At 43.4% G+C, this 20,201-nt stretch carries 20 protein-coding genes; 6 read left to right on the top strand and 14 right to left on the bottom strand.

Annotated elements, in window-relative coordinates; genetic code table 11:
- Positions 1 to 17 precede the first annotated feature (17 nt).
- The gene (locus IEW05_RS02670) at positions 18 to 1,106 is read right to left on the bottom strand and encodes a ParM/StbA family protein (RefSeq protein WP_188535570.1); all 1,089 of its coding nucleotides are present in this window, start codon (positions 1,104 to 1,106) and stop codon (positions 18 to 20) included.
- A 260-nt stretch (positions 1,107 to 1,366) separates the two neighbouring features.
- On the opposite strand from IEW05_RS02670, the gene IEW05_RS02665 reads away from it, so the two are divergent.
- Positions 1,367 to 2,392, top strand: coding sequence for a M23 family metallopeptidase (locus IEW05_RS02665; protein WP_188535568.1), 1,026 nt, complete (start codon positions 1,367 to 1,369; stop codon positions 2,390 to 2,392).
- A complete protein-coding gene (locus IEW05_RS02660; protein ID WP_188535566.1) occupies positions 2,392 to 2,856 on the top strand; it encodes a bactofilin family protein in 465 nt (154 codons plus the stop codon). Before IEW05_RS02665 ends, IEW05_RS02660 begins: the two co-directional genes overlap by 1 nt.
- A gap of 89 nt (positions 2,857 to 2,945) precedes the next feature.
- Here IEW05_RS02660 and tsaD read toward each other — a convergent pair whose 3' ends face one another.
- From tsaD to tsaE, 4 genes are read right to left on the bottom strand one after another with little or no spacing between them, the layout of a single operon-like run.
- Positions 2,946 to 4,016, bottom strand: coding sequence for a tRNA (adenosine(37)-N6)-threonylcarbamoyltransferase complex transferase subunit TsaD (gene tsaD / locus IEW05_RS02655; RefSeq protein WP_188535564.1), 1,071 nt, complete (start codon positions 4,014 to 4,016; stop codon positions 2,946 to 2,948).
- Positions 4,016 to 4,540 carry a ribosomal protein S18-alanine N-acetyltransferase gene (gene rimI, locus IEW05_RS02650; RefSeq protein WP_268238717.1) on the bottom strand — a complete coding sequence of 175 codons (525 nt, stop codon included), beginning with the start codon at positions 4,538 to 4,540 and terminating at the stop codon, positions 4,016 to 4,018. The genes tsaD and rimI overlap by 1 nt, the downstream gene beginning before the upstream one ends.
- Before the next feature lie 12 nt (positions 4,541 to 4,552).
- Positions 4,553 to 5,383 (bottom strand): tRNA (adenosine(37)-N6)-threonylcarbamoyltransferase complex dimerization subunit type 1 TsaB, encoded by an 831-nt coding sequence (tsaB, locus tag IEW05_RS02645; protein WP_188535562.1) that lies wholly within the window; start codon positions 5,381 to 5,383, stop codon positions 4,553 to 4,555.
- Positions 5,384 to 5,389: 6 nt separating this feature from the next.
- Positions 5,390 to 5,878: a tRNA (adenosine(37)-N6)-threonylcarbamoyltransferase complex ATPase subunit type 1 TsaE gene (gene tsaE / locus IEW05_RS02640; RefSeq protein ID WP_188535559.1), complete on the bottom strand. Its 489-nt coding sequence runs from the start codon at positions 5,876 to 5,878 to the stop codon at positions 5,390 to 5,392.
- Positions 5,879 to 6,163: 285 nt separating this feature from the next.
- Between tsaE and ku the strand changes: the two genes are divergently transcribed.
- Entirely contained in the window at positions 6,164 to 7,090 is a 927-nt protein-coding gene (gene ku, locus IEW05_RS02635) for a non-homologous end joining protein Ku (protein WP_188535557.1), read from the top strand.
- On the opposite strand, the gene IEW05_RS02630 is transcribed toward ku, so the two are convergent.
- Positions 7,091 to 8,038 carry an ATP-dependent DNA ligase gene (locus IEW05_RS02630; RefSeq protein ID WP_188535554.1) on the bottom strand — a complete coding sequence of 316 codons (948 nt, stop codon included), beginning with the start codon at positions 8,036 to 8,038 and terminating at the stop codon, positions 7,091 to 7,093.
- A gap of 151 nt (positions 8,039 to 8,189) precedes the next feature.
- Here IEW05_RS02630 and ligD point away from each other — a divergent pair, with 151 nt between their 5' ends.
- Positions 8,190 to 9,092 carry a non-homologous end-joining DNA ligase gene (gene ligD, locus IEW05_RS02625; protein WP_188535552.1) on the top strand — a complete coding sequence of 301 codons (903 nt, stop codon included), beginning with the start codon at positions 8,190 to 8,192 and terminating at the stop codon, positions 9,090 to 9,092.
- Here the strand turns inward: ligD and cls are convergent.
- Positions 9,084 to 10,514: a cardiolipin synthase gene (cls, locus tag IEW05_RS02620; RefSeq protein WP_188535549.1), complete on the bottom strand. Its 1,431-nt coding sequence runs from the start codon at positions 10,512 to 10,514 to the stop codon at positions 9,084 to 9,086. The genes ligD and cls overlap by 9 nt on opposite strands.
- A gap of 159 nt (positions 10,515 to 10,673) precedes the next feature.
- Here cls and IEW05_RS02615 point away from each other — a divergent pair, with 159 nt between their 5' ends.
- Positions 10,674 to 11,663 (top strand): M23 family metallopeptidase, encoded by a 990-nt coding sequence (locus IEW05_RS02615; RefSeq protein WP_188535547.1) that lies wholly within the window; start codon positions 10,674 to 10,676, stop codon positions 11,661 to 11,663.
- Between the two features lie 30 nt (positions 11,664 to 11,693).
- Positions 11,694 to 12,095 carry a bactofilin family protein gene (locus tag IEW05_RS02610; RefSeq protein WP_188535545.1) on the top strand — a complete coding sequence of 134 codons (402 nt, stop codon included), beginning with the start codon at positions 11,694 to 11,696 and terminating at the stop codon, positions 12,093 to 12,095.
- A 55-nt stretch (positions 12,096 to 12,150) separates the two neighbouring features.
- On the opposite strand, the gene IEW05_RS02605 is transcribed toward IEW05_RS02610, so the two are convergent.
- From IEW05_RS02605 to IEW05_RS02575, 7 genes are all read right to left on the bottom strand, one after another.
- Positions 12,151 to 12,936, bottom strand: a complete 786-nt coding sequence (locus IEW05_RS02605) for an ABC transporter permease (protein ID WP_308420366.1) — start codon at positions 12,934 to 12,936, stop codon at positions 12,151 to 12,153.
- The gene (locus IEW05_RS02600) at positions 12,920 to 13,828 is read right to left on the bottom strand and encodes an ABC transporter ATP-binding protein (RefSeq protein ID WP_188535543.1); all 909 of its coding nucleotides are present in this window, start codon (positions 13,826 to 13,828) and stop codon (positions 12,920 to 12,922) included. Before IEW05_RS02600 ends, IEW05_RS02605 begins: the two co-directional genes overlap by 17 nt.
- A 153-nt stretch (positions 13,829 to 13,981) precedes the next feature.
- Positions 13,982 to 14,650, bottom strand: a complete 669-nt coding sequence (gene pgmB, locus IEW05_RS02595; RefSeq protein ID WP_188535541.1) for a beta-phosphoglucomutase — start codon at positions 14,648 to 14,650, stop codon at positions 13,982 to 13,984.
- A gap of 1 nt (position 14,651) precedes the next feature.
- Positions 14,652 to 16,997, bottom strand: coding sequence for a glycoside hydrolase family 65 protein (locus tag IEW05_RS02590; RefSeq protein WP_188540695.1), 2,346 nt, complete (start codon positions 16,995 to 16,997; stop codon positions 14,652 to 14,654).
- A gap of 138 nt (positions 16,998 to 17,135) precedes the next feature.
- Positions 17,136 to 17,966, bottom strand: coding sequence for a carbohydrate ABC transporter permease (locus tag IEW05_RS02585; RefSeq protein ID WP_188535539.1), 831 nt, complete (start codon positions 17,964 to 17,966; stop codon positions 17,136 to 17,138).
- Positions 17,966 to 18,841 carry a carbohydrate ABC transporter permease gene (locus IEW05_RS02580; protein WP_188535537.1) on the bottom strand — a complete coding sequence of 292 codons (876 nt, stop codon included), beginning with the start codon at positions 18,839 to 18,841 and terminating at the stop codon, positions 17,966 to 17,968. The genes IEW05_RS02585 and IEW05_RS02580 overlap by 1 nt, the downstream gene beginning before the upstream one ends.
- Before the next feature lie 12 nt (positions 18,842 to 18,853).
- Positions 18,854 to 20,134: an ABC transporter substrate-binding protein gene (locus tag IEW05_RS02575; protein WP_188535535.1), complete on the bottom strand. Its 1,281-nt coding sequence runs from the start codon at positions 20,132 to 20,134 to the stop codon at positions 18,854 to 18,856.
- Positions 20,135 to 20,201 lie beyond the last annotated feature (67 nt).

Genomic DNA, 20,201 nt, shown 5'->3' with positions numbered 1-20,201 from the left:
AATAGGGTCGCAATATATTAATTTACCGCTGGAACTGCCTTGTTCTTAGCCAATTTTAAATATCCGTGTACATTCAATAACTCGCTATTCTCCTCGAATCGAAGGCGCATATTTCCAGCTGAATCGACCATATAGGTCCGTAGCGCTGCCGCTCCACCACCGAGTACATAGAAGCATTCAATATCCGGGTACTTCTTCCACCGTTTTTTGATCAAATCAACAAGTTTCTGAGCTGCTCGTCCAAAATACACATCAACAATCGGCCGAATATCAGCCTTTCCTTCTCCCACACGTTGAATCGTGAATTCGCGGTTGCGGATTCGTTGAATTAATTTCGCCCGACTTGCAAAGCGGTATCCGAATTGATCCTCAACGTCACGAATAATAGCATCCAAATAAGTCGCAAGCCCGAATTGCTCACCTGTACTAAATTGATTATCAATATTCATTCGCTTCACAACTGGAAAGTCCGTTGTCAAAGCACCAATTTCACAAACCCCGATGACCCCGCTGTGTAACTCTTCATTTCTAATCTGCAAATTATCATTTGTTGCCAAATGGAATAATGCTGCCGCTCCTTCAACTGAAACAACCGCACGGCGAATATTCACTCGTACGGTTTTTCCACGAAGTTCAGGGGTGGATAAGAAGGTCACTTCATGTTCTCCTACGAGACGTTCCTCGAAGATTGTATGGAATGAAACAAAGGTGCGAACAGGTAAACCCGTACCGATTATGTATTCTACTTCTTCCTTTCCACCTTCAGTAGAAGAATAAGTCTTGCCCGTAAGTGCAGCAAAAGCGAGTGCTGTTAACGCTACAACGAGCGACTGATCACTGGTAGCCTTATTATCCGTCTCTTCAAGCTCTGAGTTATCCTGATCCTCCATAGCCAGCAGGCCAACAAAATAACGCTCATTTTTCTTCTTCAATTTGGGGCTGTAGATTCTTACGTCCAGAGCCTTTATCGGAGAGTCCTCCTCTTGTAACACATGCCGATCATACCCTGGTGAGACTACACTCGGAATAATTATAGGTTGCTGTGATCCGTCAACCACTAATTTGACGCTATCATTTCCAACATCAATTCCGGCAAATCTAATCATAAATTCCCTCCTTACGATAATTAATTTCTATAAGTGCTGTAAATTTATTACTTATAAATCATATATTTCGCTTTATTTCGACAAATTCCTCCTAAGACTATAAAACTTGAAGAAATATTTCGAAGTAGAAGGTATTTGGAATTATTTGCCGAATTAAATCAAGTGGCAGTAAAACATTAATACAATATTTCCGTATTCTTATCGCATCTTTCAGTATTTATCTCAGATTCATGATTGGAATATTTAGGAGGAAAGTTAGTATGAAATTTCGATTCAAGCCTACCAATAAGCGGTATACCATTATGATTGTGCCGGAAGGTACAAATCCGGTATTCCGTTTCAAACTGCGTTTGGCCACTCTATTAGTGAGTTCCTTCGCAGTTATATTTTTGATCATTATGATTATGGTCTTATTCACGATTAACAGAGGTAATTCCAATGCTATTAATACACTGGAAGCAGAACTCTCAAACTCCTCAAATCGTCTTCAAACTACGGTTGACGACAAAGATGAGACCATCGATAAATTACTCACAGAGCTACTTGTTCTTTCCGAGAAGTCAAAGAGTATCGAAGCCAAAATGACTGAGTTGGAGAAACTTGAAACTGATCTGAAATCCATCACAGGAGACAATACTGAGGCTACGCAGTCCAAATCTAAGTCACCTCTCTCATCAGAGCCTTCTCAGGACTCTCTTGAACAAAGTGAGGGTATGGGCGGTGAATCCATTCCATTATCCGATGAAGATATCCTTGATCTTATCCAAGATACGAAAGAGAGCATTACCCATTCGCTACAGCAAATACCCGATTTACAATCTAGATTAGAGGAAACAAAAATAACGATTGAAGATTACAAAGAAATGATGATGATTCTTCCTACCAAATGGCCAACGGTTTCAACACGAATTACTTCGGACTTTGGAAGTCGTAAAGATCCCTTTACTAGAAAACTCCGGCTACATAGTGGTCTGGATATTGGAGGACAACTAGGAGACCCCATTTACGCAGCAGCAAATGGAAAAGTTATCGACATTGGATATAGCAGTGCCCGCGGAAATTACGTGACGATCTCACATCCTTCTGGCTTGCAAACAAACTATCTGCATATGAAAAAGGTAACTACCACCATTGGAGCTGAGGTCAAGCAAGGTGACACCATTGGTGAACTTGGTTCAACTGGCCGAAGCACAGGACCGCACTTGCATATAGAGGTTGTTAAGAATGGAAACACGATTGATCCCGAAATATACCTAACAATGCCTAGAGAGGAAGATGGATTGTAATGTTTAAGAGTAAAGGTAAGACAGTCAAACTAGATCCAAATACTACAGATACGATTATTGGTGAAGGTAGTATATTTGAAGGGATTATTAAATCGGATGCAGGAGTCCGAGTTGAGGGACAAATTACTGGGGATATCGAATGTGAGGGCGATGTCACCATTGGCGACAACGGACATGTTCACTCCAACATTGTTGCCAGAAACGTTATTATTGCAGGAACAGTGAACGGTAATGTACAAGCTAGAAGTAAATTAACCATTACAGCCAAAGGTAAGCTATACGGAAATATCAAAGCAACAACCCTTAGCATAGAAGAAGGAAGTATATTTGAAGGAAACAGTCAAATGGGAAGTGCTACGGAATCCGTAGCAGCCAAGGTAGAACTCGCTCCAAATTCCAAGGCTTCTGCTGTTAAGGATAGCGCTCAAAGAGTGGAAGAAGAAGCAGCATATAAAACCTGGTAGAAGTACCTTACGATATATAAGAGGCCTGCAACCTAGTTCAATGAACCAGATTGCAGGCCTCTTGTTAGATTATTCTATACTGCTTATTCCTAGCTTGAAGCAGCCACTGACCAATCCTCCAAAGATAATGAAGGCTCTGCTTTCAATGCAAGATTTGAGAACTCGCCGTTCTTCCATTTCAAGTAAGCCGCCGCACCGATCATAGCGGCGTTATCCGTACAATAGATCAGCGGTGGAATCAGTAATGTGATATTTTCCCGCTGACAACGCTCGGCCAATGCCGCACGTAATCCCCGGTTTGCAGCAACCCCTCCGCAGAGTAGAAGCTGTACTGCGCTGGTTTCTCTCATCGCACGAATAGCTTTTTCCACTAACACTTCGATTACAGATTCCTGAAACCCTCGTGCTATAGCCGCCTGAAATTGACTATCACCACGCATCTGATGCTGATTAACCGCATTTAATACAGCGGATTTCAGACCACTAAAGCTGAAATCATAACTACCCGGCTCCAGCCATGCTCTTGGTAAGTTCTCCACTTCTTCAGATTCGCCTGCTAGCTTATCTACATACGGACCACCTGGATAAGGAAATCCAAGTGCCCTAGCTACTTTATCATAAGCTTCTCCTACAGCATCATCCCGTGTCCGGCCAATGAGAACAAAGCTTCCTTCTTTCTCCATCAACACAAGCTCCGTATGTCCCCCCGACACGACAAGCGCCATACAAGGATACTGCATATCCTTGGTTAGCTGGTTAGCATATATATGTCCAGCAATATGATGCGTTCCTATGAGGGGCTTATCCAATGCAAACGCGAGACTCTTAGCGGCCATAATTCCAACGAGTAGTGCTCCCACTAGCCCCGGACCTTCGGTTACGGCAATCGCCGACAACTTCTCCGGAGGGATTCCCGCCTCTTTGATCGCTTCCTCCAGCATCAGCGTAATGCTCTCTACATGCTTACGTGAAGCTACCTCAGGTACAACACCACCAAACGCCTTGTGCGTTTCAATTTGACTTGCAATTAAATTTGACAATACTTCTTTGCCATTTTTAACGACGGCGGCTGAAGTTTCATCACAGCTTGTCTCGACTGCTAGAATATAACAGTCTTGTTGTTCATCTATGTTTATCCCAACGTCTGATCCCAGATTCATTAGTCCTCTTCGCTTCCTTCCTCTTCACCCGTTTCGTTCTCCTGGTTTGGTAGCTCACACCACATGATCATGGCATCTTCATGATTATCAGAATAATACCCTTTCCGTGTGCCCGCGGGATAGAAACCAAACTTACTATACAGCGATTGAGCCGCAATATTGGATACGCGAACCTCTAGCGTCATCCGTTGCATGCCTAACTCTATTGCCCAATCCATCAAAGCTTTAAACAACCGTTCTCCCAAATGTATTCCACGATAGTCCATACGTATGGCGATATTCGTAATATGAGATTCATCGACGATATTCCACATTCCTGCATATCCAATCAACCCACCATCATATTCCATCACAAGATAACGGGCAAAATGATTAAGGGTCAACTCATTACGAAAGGCTTCCTCACTCCAAGGAAGTGAAAATGATTCATGCTCGATGACCATAATATCCGGTATATCATCCATTGTCATGGTACGTAATATTATTTTCCCCGGATCTACTTCCCTAGTCCTTAGTGCAGCCACCCTGCAACCCCCTTACGCTTTGCGAAGCCGTACGGCTTCCGCTTCAGCCAGTTGAGTATAGTTCGGTTCCAAAGCATGTACATCGTCTCGTTCACCCATCTGGAAGTGGTCGGCACCACAAAGTCCAACCCATACGCCCTCCAGCTCGTAAGGAATAATATGAAGATTCTCCCCTAGCAAAGGACGTAGCTCTTCCGCAGCAGCTTCATGCTGTCCTGTCTCACCAACAAACCATATCGCTTGGGGCCTGTTCTCTGGGGCCAATGAGATTAGTCGCGTGGCAATATCCTGACACCAGTTATCCATCAATCGAATCGCATCCGGCTCCAAACGACGAGGTAATGATCCTTCCGCCGCAGCGAAAAGAGCTGTGTATACTTGTCCACGCCGAGCATCTACTAACGGTATGATCCAGTGTTCATATGGTAGAATGACTCCCTCTCCCGATCGCGAAGCAGCAGGAAGTGACTTGATGTTCGCAGCATTTTGCTCTGTACCATTTGCAAAACCTCCGATCGCCGTTGCTTCCAAACTTGAGAACCCAACCACAGGTAGATTTAGTGCCCAGGCCAGTGTCTTAGCTGTAGTTACAGCAATCCGAATCCCCGTGTAAGAACCAGGTCCCAATCCTACAGCGATTCCATCCAAATCACCTCGGGACAAACCCGCTGCATCCAGACATTCTTGGATCGCCGTAACCAAATATGCCGAATGATTACGCTCAGCAAGAATATTTACTTGTGCTAACAGCTTGTCATTCTCCATAACAGCCACTGCTAATGAAGACGTCGATGTATCGAACGCCAATAACCGCTGCCGCGGCCCTTGTTCGTTATTATTCATTTGTCGTTAAACTCCATTCTCTTTCAGAATCGTAGTCCATTGTTCATAGCGTTTACCACGCCCATGTAGATACATTCGCCGCTGGCTTCCAGTCACCGTCTCCACATAAATATGGAGCAACTCCGGCGGAAGAATATCCTCAATGAGACTTGCCCATTCCACCAACGTCACACCGTCTCCATAAAAATACTCATCCAGTCCAAGCTCTTCTGCTTCCATCTGGGACAGCCGATAGACATCCATATGATAAAAAGGTAATCGACCTTCATATTCCTTAATTAGCGTAAACGTTGGACTATTTACCGTACCTCGAACTTCTAAATGCTTGGCGAACAATTGTGCAAAGGCTGTTTTACCAGCTCCTAAATCCCCATCTAACGCAATGACAGTGCCCCGCCCCGCTTTTTCAGCAAGAAATGAAGCCAGCTTGTCCGTTCCACTCAAATCATGAGCTTCATATACAAATTGTGCCGAAGCCTTATAATCTAATGCCATTTCATTTTACCACCTTTTATCGACCAATCTAACCTTCGAACGATCTACCGAATGCTTACCGCCCTTACTAAAAACGTATGTCCCCATTATATCGGTCCACCGCTGGACCCGCAAGGACCGAAGATATTCTTAATCCGATGCCGAATCAGCTCCTTGATATGTTTCGTGATCAATAAATGACTTTTTGAACGACCTCTAAACATAGAAATACATTTTGTAACCATACTAATAACAAGAGAAGTCGCTTCATTAATCAATTTCTAAATTTAGAAGGGAGTTTCATATATGCATACAGTCTGGAAAGGAGCCATCAGCTTCGGGTTGGTCCACGTCCCCGTAAAGATGTTCTCCGCCACCGAAGATAAGGATATTTCGATGAAATATATCCATAAGAAGTGTGGTAGCCCGATTTCCTATGTTAGACGTTGCCCAACCTGTGATGTCGATATTAATTGGGAAGAAATTTCTAAGGGATATGAGTATGAAAAGGGGAAATATGTACTGTTTGAGAAAGAAGAACTAGAGCAGCTCTCCGCCCAAACTCAGAAGAGTATCACGATTCTTGATTTTGTGGACCTGGAGGAAATTGATCCAATTTATTTTCAGAAGACCTATTATCTGGCACCCGATCAGGCAGGTTCAAACGCCTATCTACTTCTACTCGAAGCCATGCGGCAAAGCGGTAAGATTGGCATTGCCAAAATTGCCATTCGATCTAAAAGTAGTCTAGCTGCTATTCGTGTAATGGAGGGTTGTCTAGCGGTGGAGACGATATTCTACCCAGACGAAATCCGACCTATTTCACAAGTGCCTAATCTGCCTGAGGGTGTGGCCGTCAATGATAAAGAACTTACCATGGCCAAGCTATTGATAGAACAATTATCAACACCGTTTCAACCCGAAAAATATACAGATGATTATCGAGATAGTCTGCTAAATCTCATAGAACAGAAAGTAGCGGGTGAAGAGATCAGCCTAGCACCAACCAAGCCAGAGACTAACGTCATTGATTTGATGGCAGCGCTACAGGCTAGCATTGAGGCAGTTAAACCCGTTATTGCAACTGACCCTGGTCCGACTACGAAAAAAAGAACTCGCAAACCTGCTGCAACTAAAGCCAAGGAAACCAGCAATAATAGCTCTGAAGCTACCATCGTTTCCAAGCCCAAACGAAAAACGAGTAGCAAAGCCACTAAAAAAACAATCTCTTAGTCATTCCAGTTGCGTAATAACACACATCTCCGGTGGTACGTTGCCCATTCCCTGGATCACAGGGTGTCGCATCGTTCCACCGGGAGTCCATTCCATAAATTGCACCTTTACACATAGCTGTGGCTGCAACCATACGGCTTCTTTATTGCGCTGGGGCAGACGATGAAACGGAGAAGTATCTCTAATCATTGTTTTTGTAATCCGCGTCAGTTCACGCCAATCAGCTACCTTTAATTTCCCGCCACCAGCATGTCCAATATAAATGAAGTTCCCTTCTAGATCGTATAATCCTAGCAACAGTGCATTAACAATCCCATCACGATAAGTCACACCTCCAATTGCAGCATACAAATCGTAGCCAATCTTTAGCTTCTGCCATCTGGAATCCTTCCCACCGATAGCATAAGTGCTATCCAGTCTCTTGCAGACGATCCCCTCCCAACCTCGCTCCTTCATGACGGTAAACAGAGACTCACCATCTTCGATATTAGGAACTAGTTGAAGTGTGGAATGTGGAGAGATGATCTCTTGCAGAAGCTGTTGACGCTGCGTAAGGGTCTTATTTGTTACCCATTGTCCGTTATAATACAAAATATCAAAAATCATATAGATCGCTTGAATATGACTAGCGGCAAAAGAAATCTCCTGCTCCCTTCGCAAGCTGTCACGACGCATAATCTCATGAAAGCTTGGCTTCCCCCCTGATAATGCAATCATCTCTCCATCTAAAATGACGGAATTAGCATGGCAATAAGCTGACACATCTAAGAACTCTGGATATTGTCTACTGCGCTCATTCCCTTTACGATTAATGAGCTTCGTCTGAAGTCCATCATAATAGGTTAACATTCTAACGCCATCCCACTTAACCTGGGCTACCCATTGATCTCCCATAGGAATTACCTCAGTCCGAATCGGCTCAAAAGGAGTTACTGTCTTAAGCATCATCCACCTCTTATCTCATCCACTTTTCCCCCAAGTTTGCCCATACCCCTTATTTTCCATTCCTACCTACGGTTTGGCTCATAGTTTTTCGAACAAGAGGCAACCTAACTTCAGAGCTGCTAAAATCTCGAAATCAACCAAAGGAGTCTGCCACATGCCTAGAAATATTAAAGGTACGATCACTGTAGAGGGAGAAGAGGTGTCGGTATCAAATCCAGACAAGCTGTTATGGCCAGAAGCAGGAATCACCAAAAAGATATATTTGGAGAAGCTAGCTGAGCTGTCTCCTTATTTACTGCGCTACTGCCATAATCGACTCTTGACGACAATCCGTTATCCTGGAGGAATCCACGGTAAATTTTTCTATCAGAAGAATGCGCCGGAACCCTTACCACTCTACGTAAAGACTGTCATGCATGAGAATATCCAATATGTCGTCATGGACAACCTTCCAACTCTGCTGTGGCTCGGAAATTTAGCTTCGATTGAATTTCATCCATCGCTTCATTATGTAGGGGAGAATCTCCCTTGTGAGTGGGTGATTGATCTGGATCCTTCGAGGGAGGAAGAGCCGCGAATCATGGAAGCGGCCACTCATGTCGGCGAAATTCTATCTTCACTTGGCCTACACTCGGTACCCAAAACTTCAGGCGCTACTGGTGTACAAATTATCGTACCTATTCAGTACGGTGTTACTTTTGACGAGCTTAGATCCATCGGCCATTTTGTCGCTCGTTATGTCACTGAGAAATATCCCGAGCTGTTTACCATTGAACGGCTCAAAAAGGATCGCGGGGACAAAATCTACTTCGACTATTTACAGCATTATGCGGGCAAGACAATAGCCTCGGCCTATACCCCCCGTGCTCGTACCGCCGCAAGCGTCTCAACCCCATTATCATGGGAAGAAGTTAGGCGAAATCCCCGTCCTGCTGATTATAATCTGCTCAATATTGGAGATCGAATAAGAACTCACGGGGATCTACTTCAAACCGTACAGCCCCAGTCGGTAGAATTCATTTTGAAGCACCTTACCGCAAAACATTCGTTACAATAACGGGGACAACAAACGTGCCAGCAATTCCGAACTTTTCTGCCTACGTGGACGGCGAGAGAACTCGCGAAGTTTAATTTGACGGCTCTCGGCCAAATCGTTCTGAAAATCCTTAACCAGCTCCATTATCGGAGTTGCATCGAATAGAACCGCTATCATCTCAAAGTTATAGAAGAAGCTCCGCATATCCAAATTGGCGGTTCCTACGGAAGCCATCAATTCGTCCACGATCATCACCTTGGCATGAATAAATCCTTTGGTATACTGGTAAAATTTCACCCCTGCTTGTAGTAACTCTTCTACATAAGAGAGAGAAGCTAGGTGAACCAATCGGCTATCTGAGTGGTACGGTATGATGATGGTCACTTCAACTCCACTCACAGCCGCCACTTTCAGAGCAGCCCGAATGCTAGGATCTGGAATGAAATAAGGCGAAGTAATCCAAATACGCCGTTTCGCGGCATTAATCGCCCCAAAGATTAACTCTTGGACGGCGTCCCAATGTTGATCTGGCCCACTGGTCAAGATTTGTGTCTGTTCCCTACTAGTACATTGGTGTTGAGGATATAAACCTTGGGAATCCACCTTCTGCCCAGAAGCAAGTCGCCAATCCGCCAAAAAAGTATTTTGCAGAAAATACACAGCATCCCCCTTCATTTGCAGATGGGTGTCCCTCCAATAACCTAACTTTGAAGAAAGACCTAAATATTCATCTCCAACATTAAGTCCCCCTACAAATCCAACCTTTCCATCTACCACAAGAATTTTACGGTGATTACGGTAATTCACCCGGCGATCAAGCGTCGCAATTAAAGGAGGTAGAAATAAATAGAACTCTACACCAGCTTCCTGAAGTTCCTTGATGAAAGATTTCTTTAATTTATAACTTCCTAATCCATCACATATCATCCGAACCTTTACACCCTCATTTACCTTACGAATCAAAATCTCCTTAAAACGGGTACCCATTCCATCATGACGGAAAATATAGAACTCCAGATGTATGTGGTCCTTAGCTGTCTCCATCGCAGCAAACATAGCGGCATAAGCCTTCTCGCCATGACTAAGAATCTGTGTTTCATTGCATCCCGTAATAGGACTTTCTGATATATGAGTTAATAGTCCAAACAACCGTCCTTGACTTGTAAAATCAGGATTAGTCATTTCATCGAGCGATGTCACGATCCTAGACTGCTTCCACAGTTTAGATTTTATCTCCTGAAATGTTCTCGTCCCACGGCGACGTAATTTTCTCCGTTTCTTATAGTCTTGGGCGATGAAATAGTAGAGGATAAAACCGATGATGGGAAAGAGAAACAGAATAAACATCCAAGCCATTGCCTTCGTGGGATTGCGAAATTCCAAGATAAGTATCGTAGCAATCTGAAATATAAATCCGAGTAAAATGATGAACAACCAAACCATACCTCCGCCTCCCCTTCAATCAGCATTAACCATACGGTATGCAAATTATTCATCTTTCCCGCTAAACCAGGCCATCAATGACTCTTTTTTTTGACATGTTTTAAGAGAACTAAGAATAGATAAGTTATAGAAGCTATTAAAGTATGGAAAGGAGATGCCATGAAAAGTGCTAGTTTATGTAATCAGATGACGCTTCTTGTCCTTAGGGACGCAAATCAGCCCGTCAAACAAATTCGAATATCCAAGCCGCTTATTGTCGCTGTCCCGATGGTTGCCCTACTTTCTATTTCAGGTCTGATCGTCAGTATGCACATAAATTCTACTCGGACCATCTCACAGCTTGAGGGGCAACTTATGGGGCAGAATATACAATTTGAAGCCTTGGTATCGGACAGAGACGAAGCGATACAGAGACTCCAGAACGAAGTTGTCACTCTTTCCGGGCAATCGAAAGGAATGATGGACCGGATGGAACGTGTCGTGGAGCTTGAGGCTGAACTCCAAAAATTTATTAATAAATACGGCAATCAAGAAGAACTCAGCAATTTATCATCCATTTCGTTAGATAGTGATAGTTATGACGATGATTCACTAGGTGTCGGCGGAGAATATATCGCTGTGCATGACAACGAAATTGATAACTTAGCCAAAGAGACCAGCGCTGATCTACAGGCTATGAACACATTGCTGGATGAGATGGAGAAAAACGTTCCCGTGACAATTAATAGAGCCACACAAACACAGTACTCCCTGTCAGGAACTCCTTCGGAATGGCCTACACCATCCAAAAGACTGACATCTAACTTTGGCTATCGTACCGATCCATTCACTGGAAAAGCTGCTTTTCATGCCGGTATCGACATCTCAGGCAAGATTGGAGATCCCGTATATGCAGCTGGTGCTGGTCAAGTTGTGACTACGGACAAAGACAGCTCTCACGGAAAGTACATTATCATCAAACATCCCGATGGCCTAGAAAGCTGGTATTTACACCTCAGTGAAATCAAGGTCTCAGAGGGAGACACCGTTACCAAGGGTCAAACCATCGGTAGCGTAGGAAACACAGGAAGAAGCACTGGCTCACATCTGCATTTCGAAATTGTTAAACAGAATAAACCCATTGATCCGCTTCCCTACCTTAAACAATAAATTCACTTTATCAAGAGAGGATAATCCATTATGTTAAAAAATAATAAAAAAGTATTCCGGACAACAGATACATTAATCGGCCAAGGTACTGTAGTTGAAGGGAACCTCCATTGCGAAGCAAATCTGCGGATCGAGGGGAAATTTCATGGTGAGATTCATTGTCTTGGTGAACTCATTATCGGAGAGAGCGGCGAAGCCAGTTCAAACATCAAAGCATCGGAAGTTATCGTTGCTGGCAAGGTGATCGGCGATATCATCTCACACGGTAAATTGACCATTACAAGTAACGGTCAAGTCGACGGAAGTGTGCATGTAGTCAATCTCATCATTATGGAAGGTGGCATTCTCAACGGAAATAGCAAGATGGAGAAAGCACCGGTATCTGTCGTCAAAGAAAAGGTAAAAAAAGTAGTACAGCCCGAAGCTGGATAATCCTCGCCTCGGGCTGTACTGGTCAAATCGGATCAATTAGATATGAATAGAAAGACTAAGCCGCCACATCTCTCTTTTGAAACACTATCCATGAAATAATCAAGAACAATGCCACATAGATTGCCAGGACAGATGAGGAGAACGCAAGTGTCATACCTTCTGGTACATTGCCTCCATTCATATATTTGCTTAAGTCCATATTAACAAATAAGATATATTTCGCCCACGAATAGCGCTCTGGACTAAACAACATGGTAAAGATGTTCCCAGCAAATAAAATAAACATCGATAGCCCGATCGCGATCCCTCCCGACCGAAATACCGTGGAGATCATAAACGAGAATACGGTAATCACCAAGAGGTCGATATATTTATATAGCAAACTCTCCATGATATATCGCAACGGGCTGTCTCCTTGAGCAAAGATATCAGAGGAATCTTTATGGAAAAGAAGAAACGAAATAGCCGTCGCCGCAATCATAAATACCGCAGTTAAAGCTAACGAAAATAATATCACTGCGATCAGCTTGGACAATAGTACTTTGGTGCGATTCCAAGGGCGAATTAACAGTAACTTTATCGTTCCCCAAGTAAACTCGCCGGCCACAATGTCAGCAGCAACAATGACCGCAAAGATAGTAACGAGGAAATACAGAAAATATAACTGAGACAAGACATCCCAATGGCTCAGTACACTCTTTCCGCCTTCAAGAGAGAACAACACGCCGAACATTACCGTTAACAAAGCAGTAAGCCCGAACATGATCCAGGTACGCAGTCTTCGATATATTTTCATATTCTCGTTTTGGACAAGCTGTAGGAAACTACCCAATATGCCCACCCCCTGTTATCTCCAAAAATTGATCTTCGAGTGAACGTGTTACGTTGTTAATGGCATATACAGAAATACCCGACATCACTAGCTTTGCATTGATTTCCGAGATTTTCTCCCGGTTCACATTCACAATAAGACGGCTATCTTCAATTCTTCCTTCTCCAATAATAGCTTTTGCTCGCTGCGGGTCATTGACTTCAAAGGCGATTTCCCGCTGTTCTCCTTCTTTATCCCCCGTTTTAAGCACTCTTACATCAATAAGACGTCCTTGTTGAATAACCGCTACCGTATCGCACATAAGCTCCATTTCAGACAGCAGATGGCTTGATACGAATACAGTTATCCCTTCCTCCCGAGATAACTCCCGTAAATAATCACGGAGTTCACGGATTCCTTGTGGATCAAGACCGTTCGTAGGCTCGTCCAATATTAGAAGCCGAGGACGATGCAAAATAGCTTGAGCTACACCCAGGCGCTGACGCATTCCAAGTGAATACGTCTTCACTTTATCGTGAATGCGATGCTCCATTCCAACGCGCTTTACTGCTTCCATGATTCTCTCCTCAGTAACTCCTGGTGACATTCGGGCATAGTGCAGCAGATTCTGATACCCCGTAAGAAACTTATACATTTCCGGATTCTCAACAATAGCACCGACATGAGAAATGGCCTGCTCAAACTGGCTTTTTATACTAGAACCTTGAATCAGAATTTCTCCTTTGGTAATCGACATTAACCCGACCATCATGCGAATCGTCGTCGTCTTTCCAGATCCGTTAGGACCAAGAAAACCAAATACCTGACCCGCCGGAATATCTAGCGTTAGATTATCAATTAACGTTTTGGATCCGATCTTTTTGCTGACGCCCATAATTCGAACGACTGGTTCCTGGTTCATTTCTTTCACACTCCTTATTCAGAGAAGACTTGTTAATGTCCTTTTTTGCCAGTTTACCATATTTGGAACCAGGAAAAACAATAAAGAGAGTGCTCGTAAACGAACACCCTCTTTCATGAAACAATCATTATCGCGAATAAACCGGGTCTTCTATTACTTCATCCCCGCCATTTGTAGCAATGAAGACAGATTTAAATGTGTTGTACTATTGTACACGATATCCGCCCCTGCGGATTGTAATAGATCATGCTCGCCAATCCCAACCGCGTACATGCCAGCCGCCTTAATCGCTTCAATACCCGCTTGCGCATCTTCGATGCCGATGCAATATAACGGGTCAGCCCCAACCGCTTCAGCTCCCTTTAAGAATATATCTGGAGCCGGTTTGCCAGGAATTCCGTCAGGACTCACAATGTACTGGAACTTATCTGCCAGTCCTAAAGATGCTAGAATCTGGGGCGCATTCTTACTTGCTGATGCCAGTATGGCCGGAATATGGTGCTCACGAAGCTGTTCCAGCAGTTCTGTAATGCCCGGATAGGTATGCTCAGGCGTAAGGTGGATTAGCAATGAAACATAATGATCGTTCTTTGCTTTCGCCAATTGCTCGCGTTGCTCAGAAGTAAACTCGTCCACTTTCTTTCCATGCACTAAAATACGCTCTAGGGACTCCATACGACTGATTCCTTTAAGCTTTTCATTAAACTCACGATCAATTTCAATCCCAATCTGGTCAGACATCTGCTTCCACGCCAGGAAATGGTACTCTGCGGTATCGGTAATGACACCATCTAAATCAAACAAAACAGCTTGAAGCTTCATGCTAGTTATCCCCCTCTGCCAGACAAACCGTTAGCATATGATCAAAACGATACTCGGTGCCATAGACTTCAAGCTTGACAGGTTTGCGGTCCATCGCCGTAACTAATAGTTGATCCTTTGTAATCACAACTTCTAACCGTTGTCCTTTCCAGTTGACCATGAACTCTAGCTTGTTCCAATGGGCTGGAAGCTTCGGATTCATTCTAAGTTCTCCATGCATCATACGCATTCCCGCGAAACCCATTACGATCACTTGCCAAATGCCCCCGATCGAAGCCGTATGCATACCTAAATCGGAAGATTTCATTTCCGGTCCCAAATCAATCTCGCAGGCTTGTTTAAATAATTGATAGGCAAGCGGCTGATCATTCAGATCATTCGCAAGAATACTATGCGTCGATAAGCTTAGTGAAGAGTCGTGAATCGTCTTTGGTTCATAATAATTGTAGTTGGCAATTTTCACTTCCTTACTGAACTTATCCTCTAGCCAGTAGAAGAGTATCATTAAATCGGCCTGCTTCGAAACTTGAATGTCACTTAGTTGCTCCAGACTATAATCTTCAAAGATTGTATTCACATGACTTTGATTCTTGTATTTCGTTAAATCGATAATTTCCTTCGTCAAATAGGTATCATCCTGTGGGACAACAAGATCTTTGTCGCTTGGCTGCGGCAAGTAGATTTTATCAATACGATCATGCCATTCCGTTATTGCCTGATCCAACTTCAAGGTTTCATTTAATTTCTGGAATACTTCGGGGTTGCTCTCTTTAAGCTCCTTATAATACTTCATTGCAAGCTCCATGTTAAAATGCGCAAAGTAATTCGTAAACGCATTGTTGTCTACATGCTCCTTGTATTCATCAGGGCCGATCACATCATTAATGCAATACTGCTGCTTGTTGTCATTCCATTCTAATCGGCTAGCCCAGAATCTTGCCGTATCAAAGATGATCTCATAACCGTACATATCCATAAATGCCTGGTCGGCTGTAACCATGTAATATTGCCACACTGCAAATGCAACATCGGCAGTAATGTGCTGCTCAATAAAGCCTGTCCAAATCTTGGTTTGCTTCCCAGTAACGATATCTACACGACCCCACTCCTGGGCCATCTCACCATCACTTGGCCATGCCGCCTCCCAAGGATACATGGCTCCTTCGTAACCATTACTCTCCGCTTTCTTCCTTGCACCTTCCAAACCCAGGTAGCGATAGGTCAATAGGGAACGAGCTACTTCTGGATTCGAATAAATGAAGAATGGCAGAATGAACATCTCTGTATCCCAGAAGGAGTGACCTTGATACCCTTCTCCACTCAGTCCCTTGGCCGCAATCCCCATCCGCTCATCATGTGCCGGAGCCATGACCGTTAAGTGATATAGGGCAAATCTGGCTGCAAGCATGTCGAATTCATTATCCGATTCAATGTTTAACTTGTACAAACTCCAAACCTTGCGCTCCCATGCGATTGCATGCTTCTGGAGCAATGAATCATACCCTTCAGCAGCACAAGCCTTCAACGTCGATAACGCCTGGTCACGCATTTCCTGTAGAATCATTCCTGCAAAAGATTGGTCCCGTGAGGTATGCACAGTCGTTATTTTCTCGAGCGAAAACTTCTGTCCCTTGGTGACAGAACACTTATAGGTTAGATTGATGATTCTCCGATCCATCCGCATGAACGGCTGATTCAGTTCTATTTCGCCAACTTTTGCATGATGAACGGTATGAAACATGAAATCAATCTCAGATTCCACGGTTTTCGTAACCATCTCAACATACTTTTTATCATAAATCCGTTTCTCACCTTCATAAAAATGTTGCGAACCACTATTGGAGACTTGTGCATTCACACCACTCTCAACACTTAGCTCTATCGCCTCCGTCAGTGCCTCCAGCTCCATCTTCATGCCAATGACATGCAAATTATCCAGTGATACGAACCTTCTAAATTTCAATGCTACGTCCTTGCCTGAAGACGTCGTCCAAACAAATGATCTTGTCAGTTCTGCCACTTTCAAATTTAAAGCACGGATATAATCAACCGTTCGAGAGGAAGACACATCCAAGCGTTCACCGTCAATACGGATATCCATGCGGGTCACATCTGCTGCATTTGGGAGCTCGGATACTTCCAAATTATCAGATTTATTAAACGTACCGGCCACGAATAAATTCCTTACTTCACCTACATAAGGCTCCTCCGTCGCACTTCTTAATCCCATATAGCCGTTGCCGAGGGACATGATGGCCTCCGCTTTCCCCAGCAAATTCTTCGAGAATGAAGATTCCGCGACGATCCAGTTCTTATCATCGCCCGTACCTAAATCGTATTTCATCACCACAATATAAGCCTCCCATATCGGTTGCGAAATCTACTTCGCATCCTAAGATAGTTTCTAACAAACAAATGCCCGTCCACCCATCGAAAAAGAAGGGTGACGGGCATTTCACAATTCAGAATATAGAGATGCTATCCCTTAACCTTTGACCGCACCAGCCGTAATCCCATCAATAATATTGCGTTGCATAAAGATGAAGAATATAATGACCGGTATCGATGCCATGGTTAAGGCTGCCATAGCCAAATGCCATTCGTTCGTGTACTGACCAAAATATACAGATGATGCGATCGGTATTGTGCGATTCTTCTCCGAGCTGAGCGTAATCAACGGAAGCAAGAAGTCATTCCAAATCCATAAAGAATGTAAAATCGCAATCGTTGTGGTTACCGGTTTCAATAACGGAAGGACAATACGATAGAACGCACCAACTACACCGTTACCATCGATCATCGCCGCTTCTTCAAGTTCACGTGGGATCGATTTAACAAAACCATGATATAGAAATACGGCAAGTGGAATTCCGAAGCCCCAATACATGATGATGATTCCAGGTATGGAATCCATAATGTGCAAGTCACTCGCTACTTTAACAAGTGGAATCATTAATGACTGGAACGGAATGACTAGGGCCGACAAGATGAGCATAAACAAAAACGTACTCACCCAGCCCGGACGGCGGACAAACTGATAAGCAGCAGGTGCACTGATTACCAAGATTCCCACCACCGAAACAACCGTAATAATAAGCGAGTTCATTAGGACGCCGCCAAAATTAAGCTGATTCCACACGGTCTTAAAGTTCTCAAAACGGAACGTGCTTGGCAGCGATGCTACGGATGAAACAACCTCATTATAGGATTTGATCGAATTGACGAGCGTGATATACAAAGGAAAAAATACAATAATTGCAAATACCGTTAATACAGTGAATACAATCCAATTCAGTCTCTTTTCACGTTGATGCATTATAATTCTACCTCCCTACGTTTCAGCACAGCTGACTGAACGATAGTGACAGTAGCAAGAATGAGGAAGAAGATAACCGCCTTCGCCGAAGCGTAAGTGAACAAGTTTCTTCCAAACCCTTCAGTATAGATATGATACGCTAAGGATTGTGTTGTTCCGAAGGGTCCCCCGCCTGTTAACGAGTAGTTCAGGTCGAAACCCTTAAAACCGTTAGCAATCGCTAAGAATAAATTAATCGTGATCGCTGGGCGAATTAATGGGAATACAACATTTCGCATTCTGCTCCAATAGCCTGCCCCATCGATCTCGGATGCTTCTACCAAGTCTTTAGATACGCCTTGAAGCGCGGACAAGTAGATAATCATGAAATACCCAACGGACTGCCAGACCGCAACCATCACAATAGACCAAAACGCATAGTCAGGCAGACTCAACCAGTTTTTCTGAAACAGAGCCCATCCTGTCGAGACCCCGATCTCATTAAATAAATTCGTAATAATAAATTGCCAGATGAAACCTACGATAACCGATCCCATCACGTAAGGTAAGAAGAAGACCGTGCGCAACAGATTTCTACCTTTAATTGCGCGATTCAAACCTAAAGCAAGCATTAATCCAAATACATTCAAGAAAATGGTCGTGGCCAAAACATATTTGACGGTAAATTTAAAGGAATTCCAGAAGGATTCATCATGAAGTAACCGTTCGTAGTTCCCCCAACCGATCCAAGCGATATTGCTGCTAATTCCATCCCAATCCTGAAAGCTGAAGATGATCGCTCTCAGGAATGGAATAAGAATAATTAAAGTAAAGAAAATGATCGCAGGTGCTACAAACGCGGCATAAATCCAGCGTCCACGTGCTATATTTGTCATGTTCAATCATTCCTATTTTTTGACTTTTTGATCCCAGATTTTCTGTAATTCTGTGATAGTTTGTTCTTTATCAAAATGTCCGCCAACATATGCTTGAAGTGGTACTGTGAAGTCTTCTGCAATTCCGGATGGCCATAATTGGAAAGCCCAGATGTACGTATTTTCATCCTTCAGATACTTATCAAGATCTTCTGCCAAAGGTCCTAACTCAGGTGTAGTATTCAAATCTGTGAAAGCAGGAATCATTTTGTAAGAATCTACAATGTACTTCTGTCCGTTTTCATGCAACCAAGTCAAAAACTTCTTGCTTTCTTCAATAACTTTGGAATCTTTATTAATGGAGTAGTACGTTGATACGCCAACAGGCATTTTCGTATCTTCTGGATTATCATTCAGCGGAATCGCAAACATTCCGATATTCATGTTCGGGTTAATCTTGGTGATCGCATCAATTGACCATACCCCTTGTTGCATCATCGCTGTTTTGCCAGAGGCAAAGTCGGATACCTGATTATCATAGCTAAGGCCAATTGTATCTGTACCTTTACCATAATCGACCGTCATATCTAGTACATCAAAGAATCCATCTAGATTTTTAATATCAGCCATTTTAACTTCACCTGCATACATTTTCTCGATCGTTGCTGCCGGATCTTTTTCAAATGCAAATGGTAGGTTGAATAAATGTTGACCAAGTACCCAGAACGATTTATAACCTTCTGTGTAAGAAGAAATACCTGCTGCTTTTAACTTTTCATTTACTGCTTTGAGTTCTGTTAACGTCGTAGGTAATTTATCAATTCCTTCTTTTGCGAAGATGTCTTTGTTATAAATAAAGCCGTATCCTTCCACCGCAAGTGGGAAACCTAGTTTCTTACCATCGGCCGTCATTCCCGCTTCAGAAGAAGGAAGCACCTTGTCCATCCACGGTTCATTGGATAGATCAACGAGTCGATCTGACCAGCCTTGAATATCTGTGTAGGCTCTCGTCATAAAAATATCTGGACCATCTCCGGCTGAAAAGCGTGTCTTTAACAATGTGTCATAGTTGCCGGTAACTTGGGCTTCAATATTGACGTTAGGGTTTTCAGCCATGTAGTCAGCTGCCATCGCTTTGATTTTATCGGTGATTTCTGTTTTGAAATCCATTAATTTAATCGTTACTTTTCCTTCAGTAGAAGTACCGGTACCATTAGCTGTACCTTCATTCTTGCTTGCAGTACCTCCAGCGCATCCACTGATTAAGGATAAACCAACAGCACTTGTAAGAAGCATTGACATAACCTTACGCATCTGTATTCCCCCTATTTTTTGTTTGCTACACTTTTATTCTACAAATTCCGACATGACGGAAACAGAG

The sequence above is a fragment of the Paenibacillus segetis genome (assembly GCF_014639155.1).
Lineage (GTDB): Bacteria > Bacillota > Bacilli > Paenibacillales > Paenibacillaceae > Fontibacillus > Fontibacillus segetis.
This window is presented reverse-complemented; position numbering and strand designations above follow the sequence as displayed.

Excerpts from the sequence above, each read along its gene's own strand:
- IEW05_RS02575 (WP_188535535.1), bottom strand. The coding sequence starts at position 20,134 with ATGCGTAAGGTTATGTCAATGCTTCTTACAAGTGCTGTTGGTTTATCC.
- IEW05_RS02610 (WP_188535545.1), top strand. The coding sequence starts at position 11,694 with ATGTTAAAAAATAATAAAAAAGTATTCCGGACAACAGATACATTAATC.
- ku (WP_188535557.1), top strand. The coding sequence starts at position 6,164 with ATGCATACAGTCTGGAAAGGAGCCATCAGCTTCGGGTTGGTCCACGTC.
- IEW05_RS02670 (WP_188535570.1), bottom strand. The coding sequence starts at position 1,106 with ATGATTAGATTTGCCGGAATTGATGTTGGAAATGATAGCGTCAAATTA.
- IEW05_RS02600 (WP_188535543.1), bottom strand. The coding sequence starts at position 13,828 with ATGAACCAGGAACCAGTCGTTCGAATTATGGGCGTCAGCAAAAAGATC.
- pgmB (WP_188535541.1), bottom strand. The coding sequence starts at position 14,650 with ATGAAGCTTCAAGCTGTTTTGTTTGATTTAGATGGTGTCATTACCGAT.
- cls (WP_188535549.1), bottom strand. The coding sequence starts at position 10,514 with ATGGTTTGGTTGTTCATCATTTTACTCGGATTTATATTTCAGATTGCT.
- IEW05_RS02660 (WP_188535566.1), top strand. The coding sequence starts at position 2,392 with ATGTTTAAGAGTAAAGGTAAGACAGTCAAACTAGATCCAAATACTACA.
- tsaE (WP_188535559.1), bottom strand. The coding sequence starts at position 5,878 with ATGGCATTAGATTATAAGGCTTCGGCACAATTTGTATATGAAGCTCAT.
- IEW05_RS02580 (WP_188535537.1), bottom strand. The coding sequence starts at position 18,841 with ATGACAAATATAGCACGTGGACGCTGGATTTATGCCGCGTTTGTAGCA.
- tsaB (WP_188535562.1), bottom strand. The coding sequence starts at position 5,383 with ATGAATAATAACGAACAAGGGCCGCGGCAGCGGTTATTGGCGTTCGAT.
- IEW05_RS02630 (WP_188535554.1), bottom strand. The coding sequence starts at position 8,038 with ATGATGCTTAAGACAGTAACTCCTTTTGAGCCGATTCGGACTGAGGTA.
- IEW05_RS02665 (WP_188535568.1), top strand. The coding sequence starts at position 1,367 with ATGAAATTTCGATTCAAGCCTACCAATAAGCGGTATACCATTATGATT.
- IEW05_RS02615 (WP_188535547.1), top strand. The coding sequence starts at position 10,674 with ATGAAAAGTGCTAGTTTATGTAATCAGATGACGCTTCTTGTCCTTAGG.
- IEW05_RS02585 (WP_188535539.1), bottom strand. The coding sequence starts at position 17,966 with ATGCATCAACGTGAAAAGAGACTGAATTGGATTGTATTCACTGTATTA.
- tsaD (WP_188535564.1), bottom strand. The coding sequence starts at position 4,016 with ATGAATCTGGGATCAGACGTTGGGATAAACATAGATGAACAACAAGAC.
- ligD (WP_188535552.1), top strand. The coding sequence starts at position 8,190 with ATGCCTAGAAATATTAAAGGTACGATCACTGTAGAGGGAGAAGAGGTG.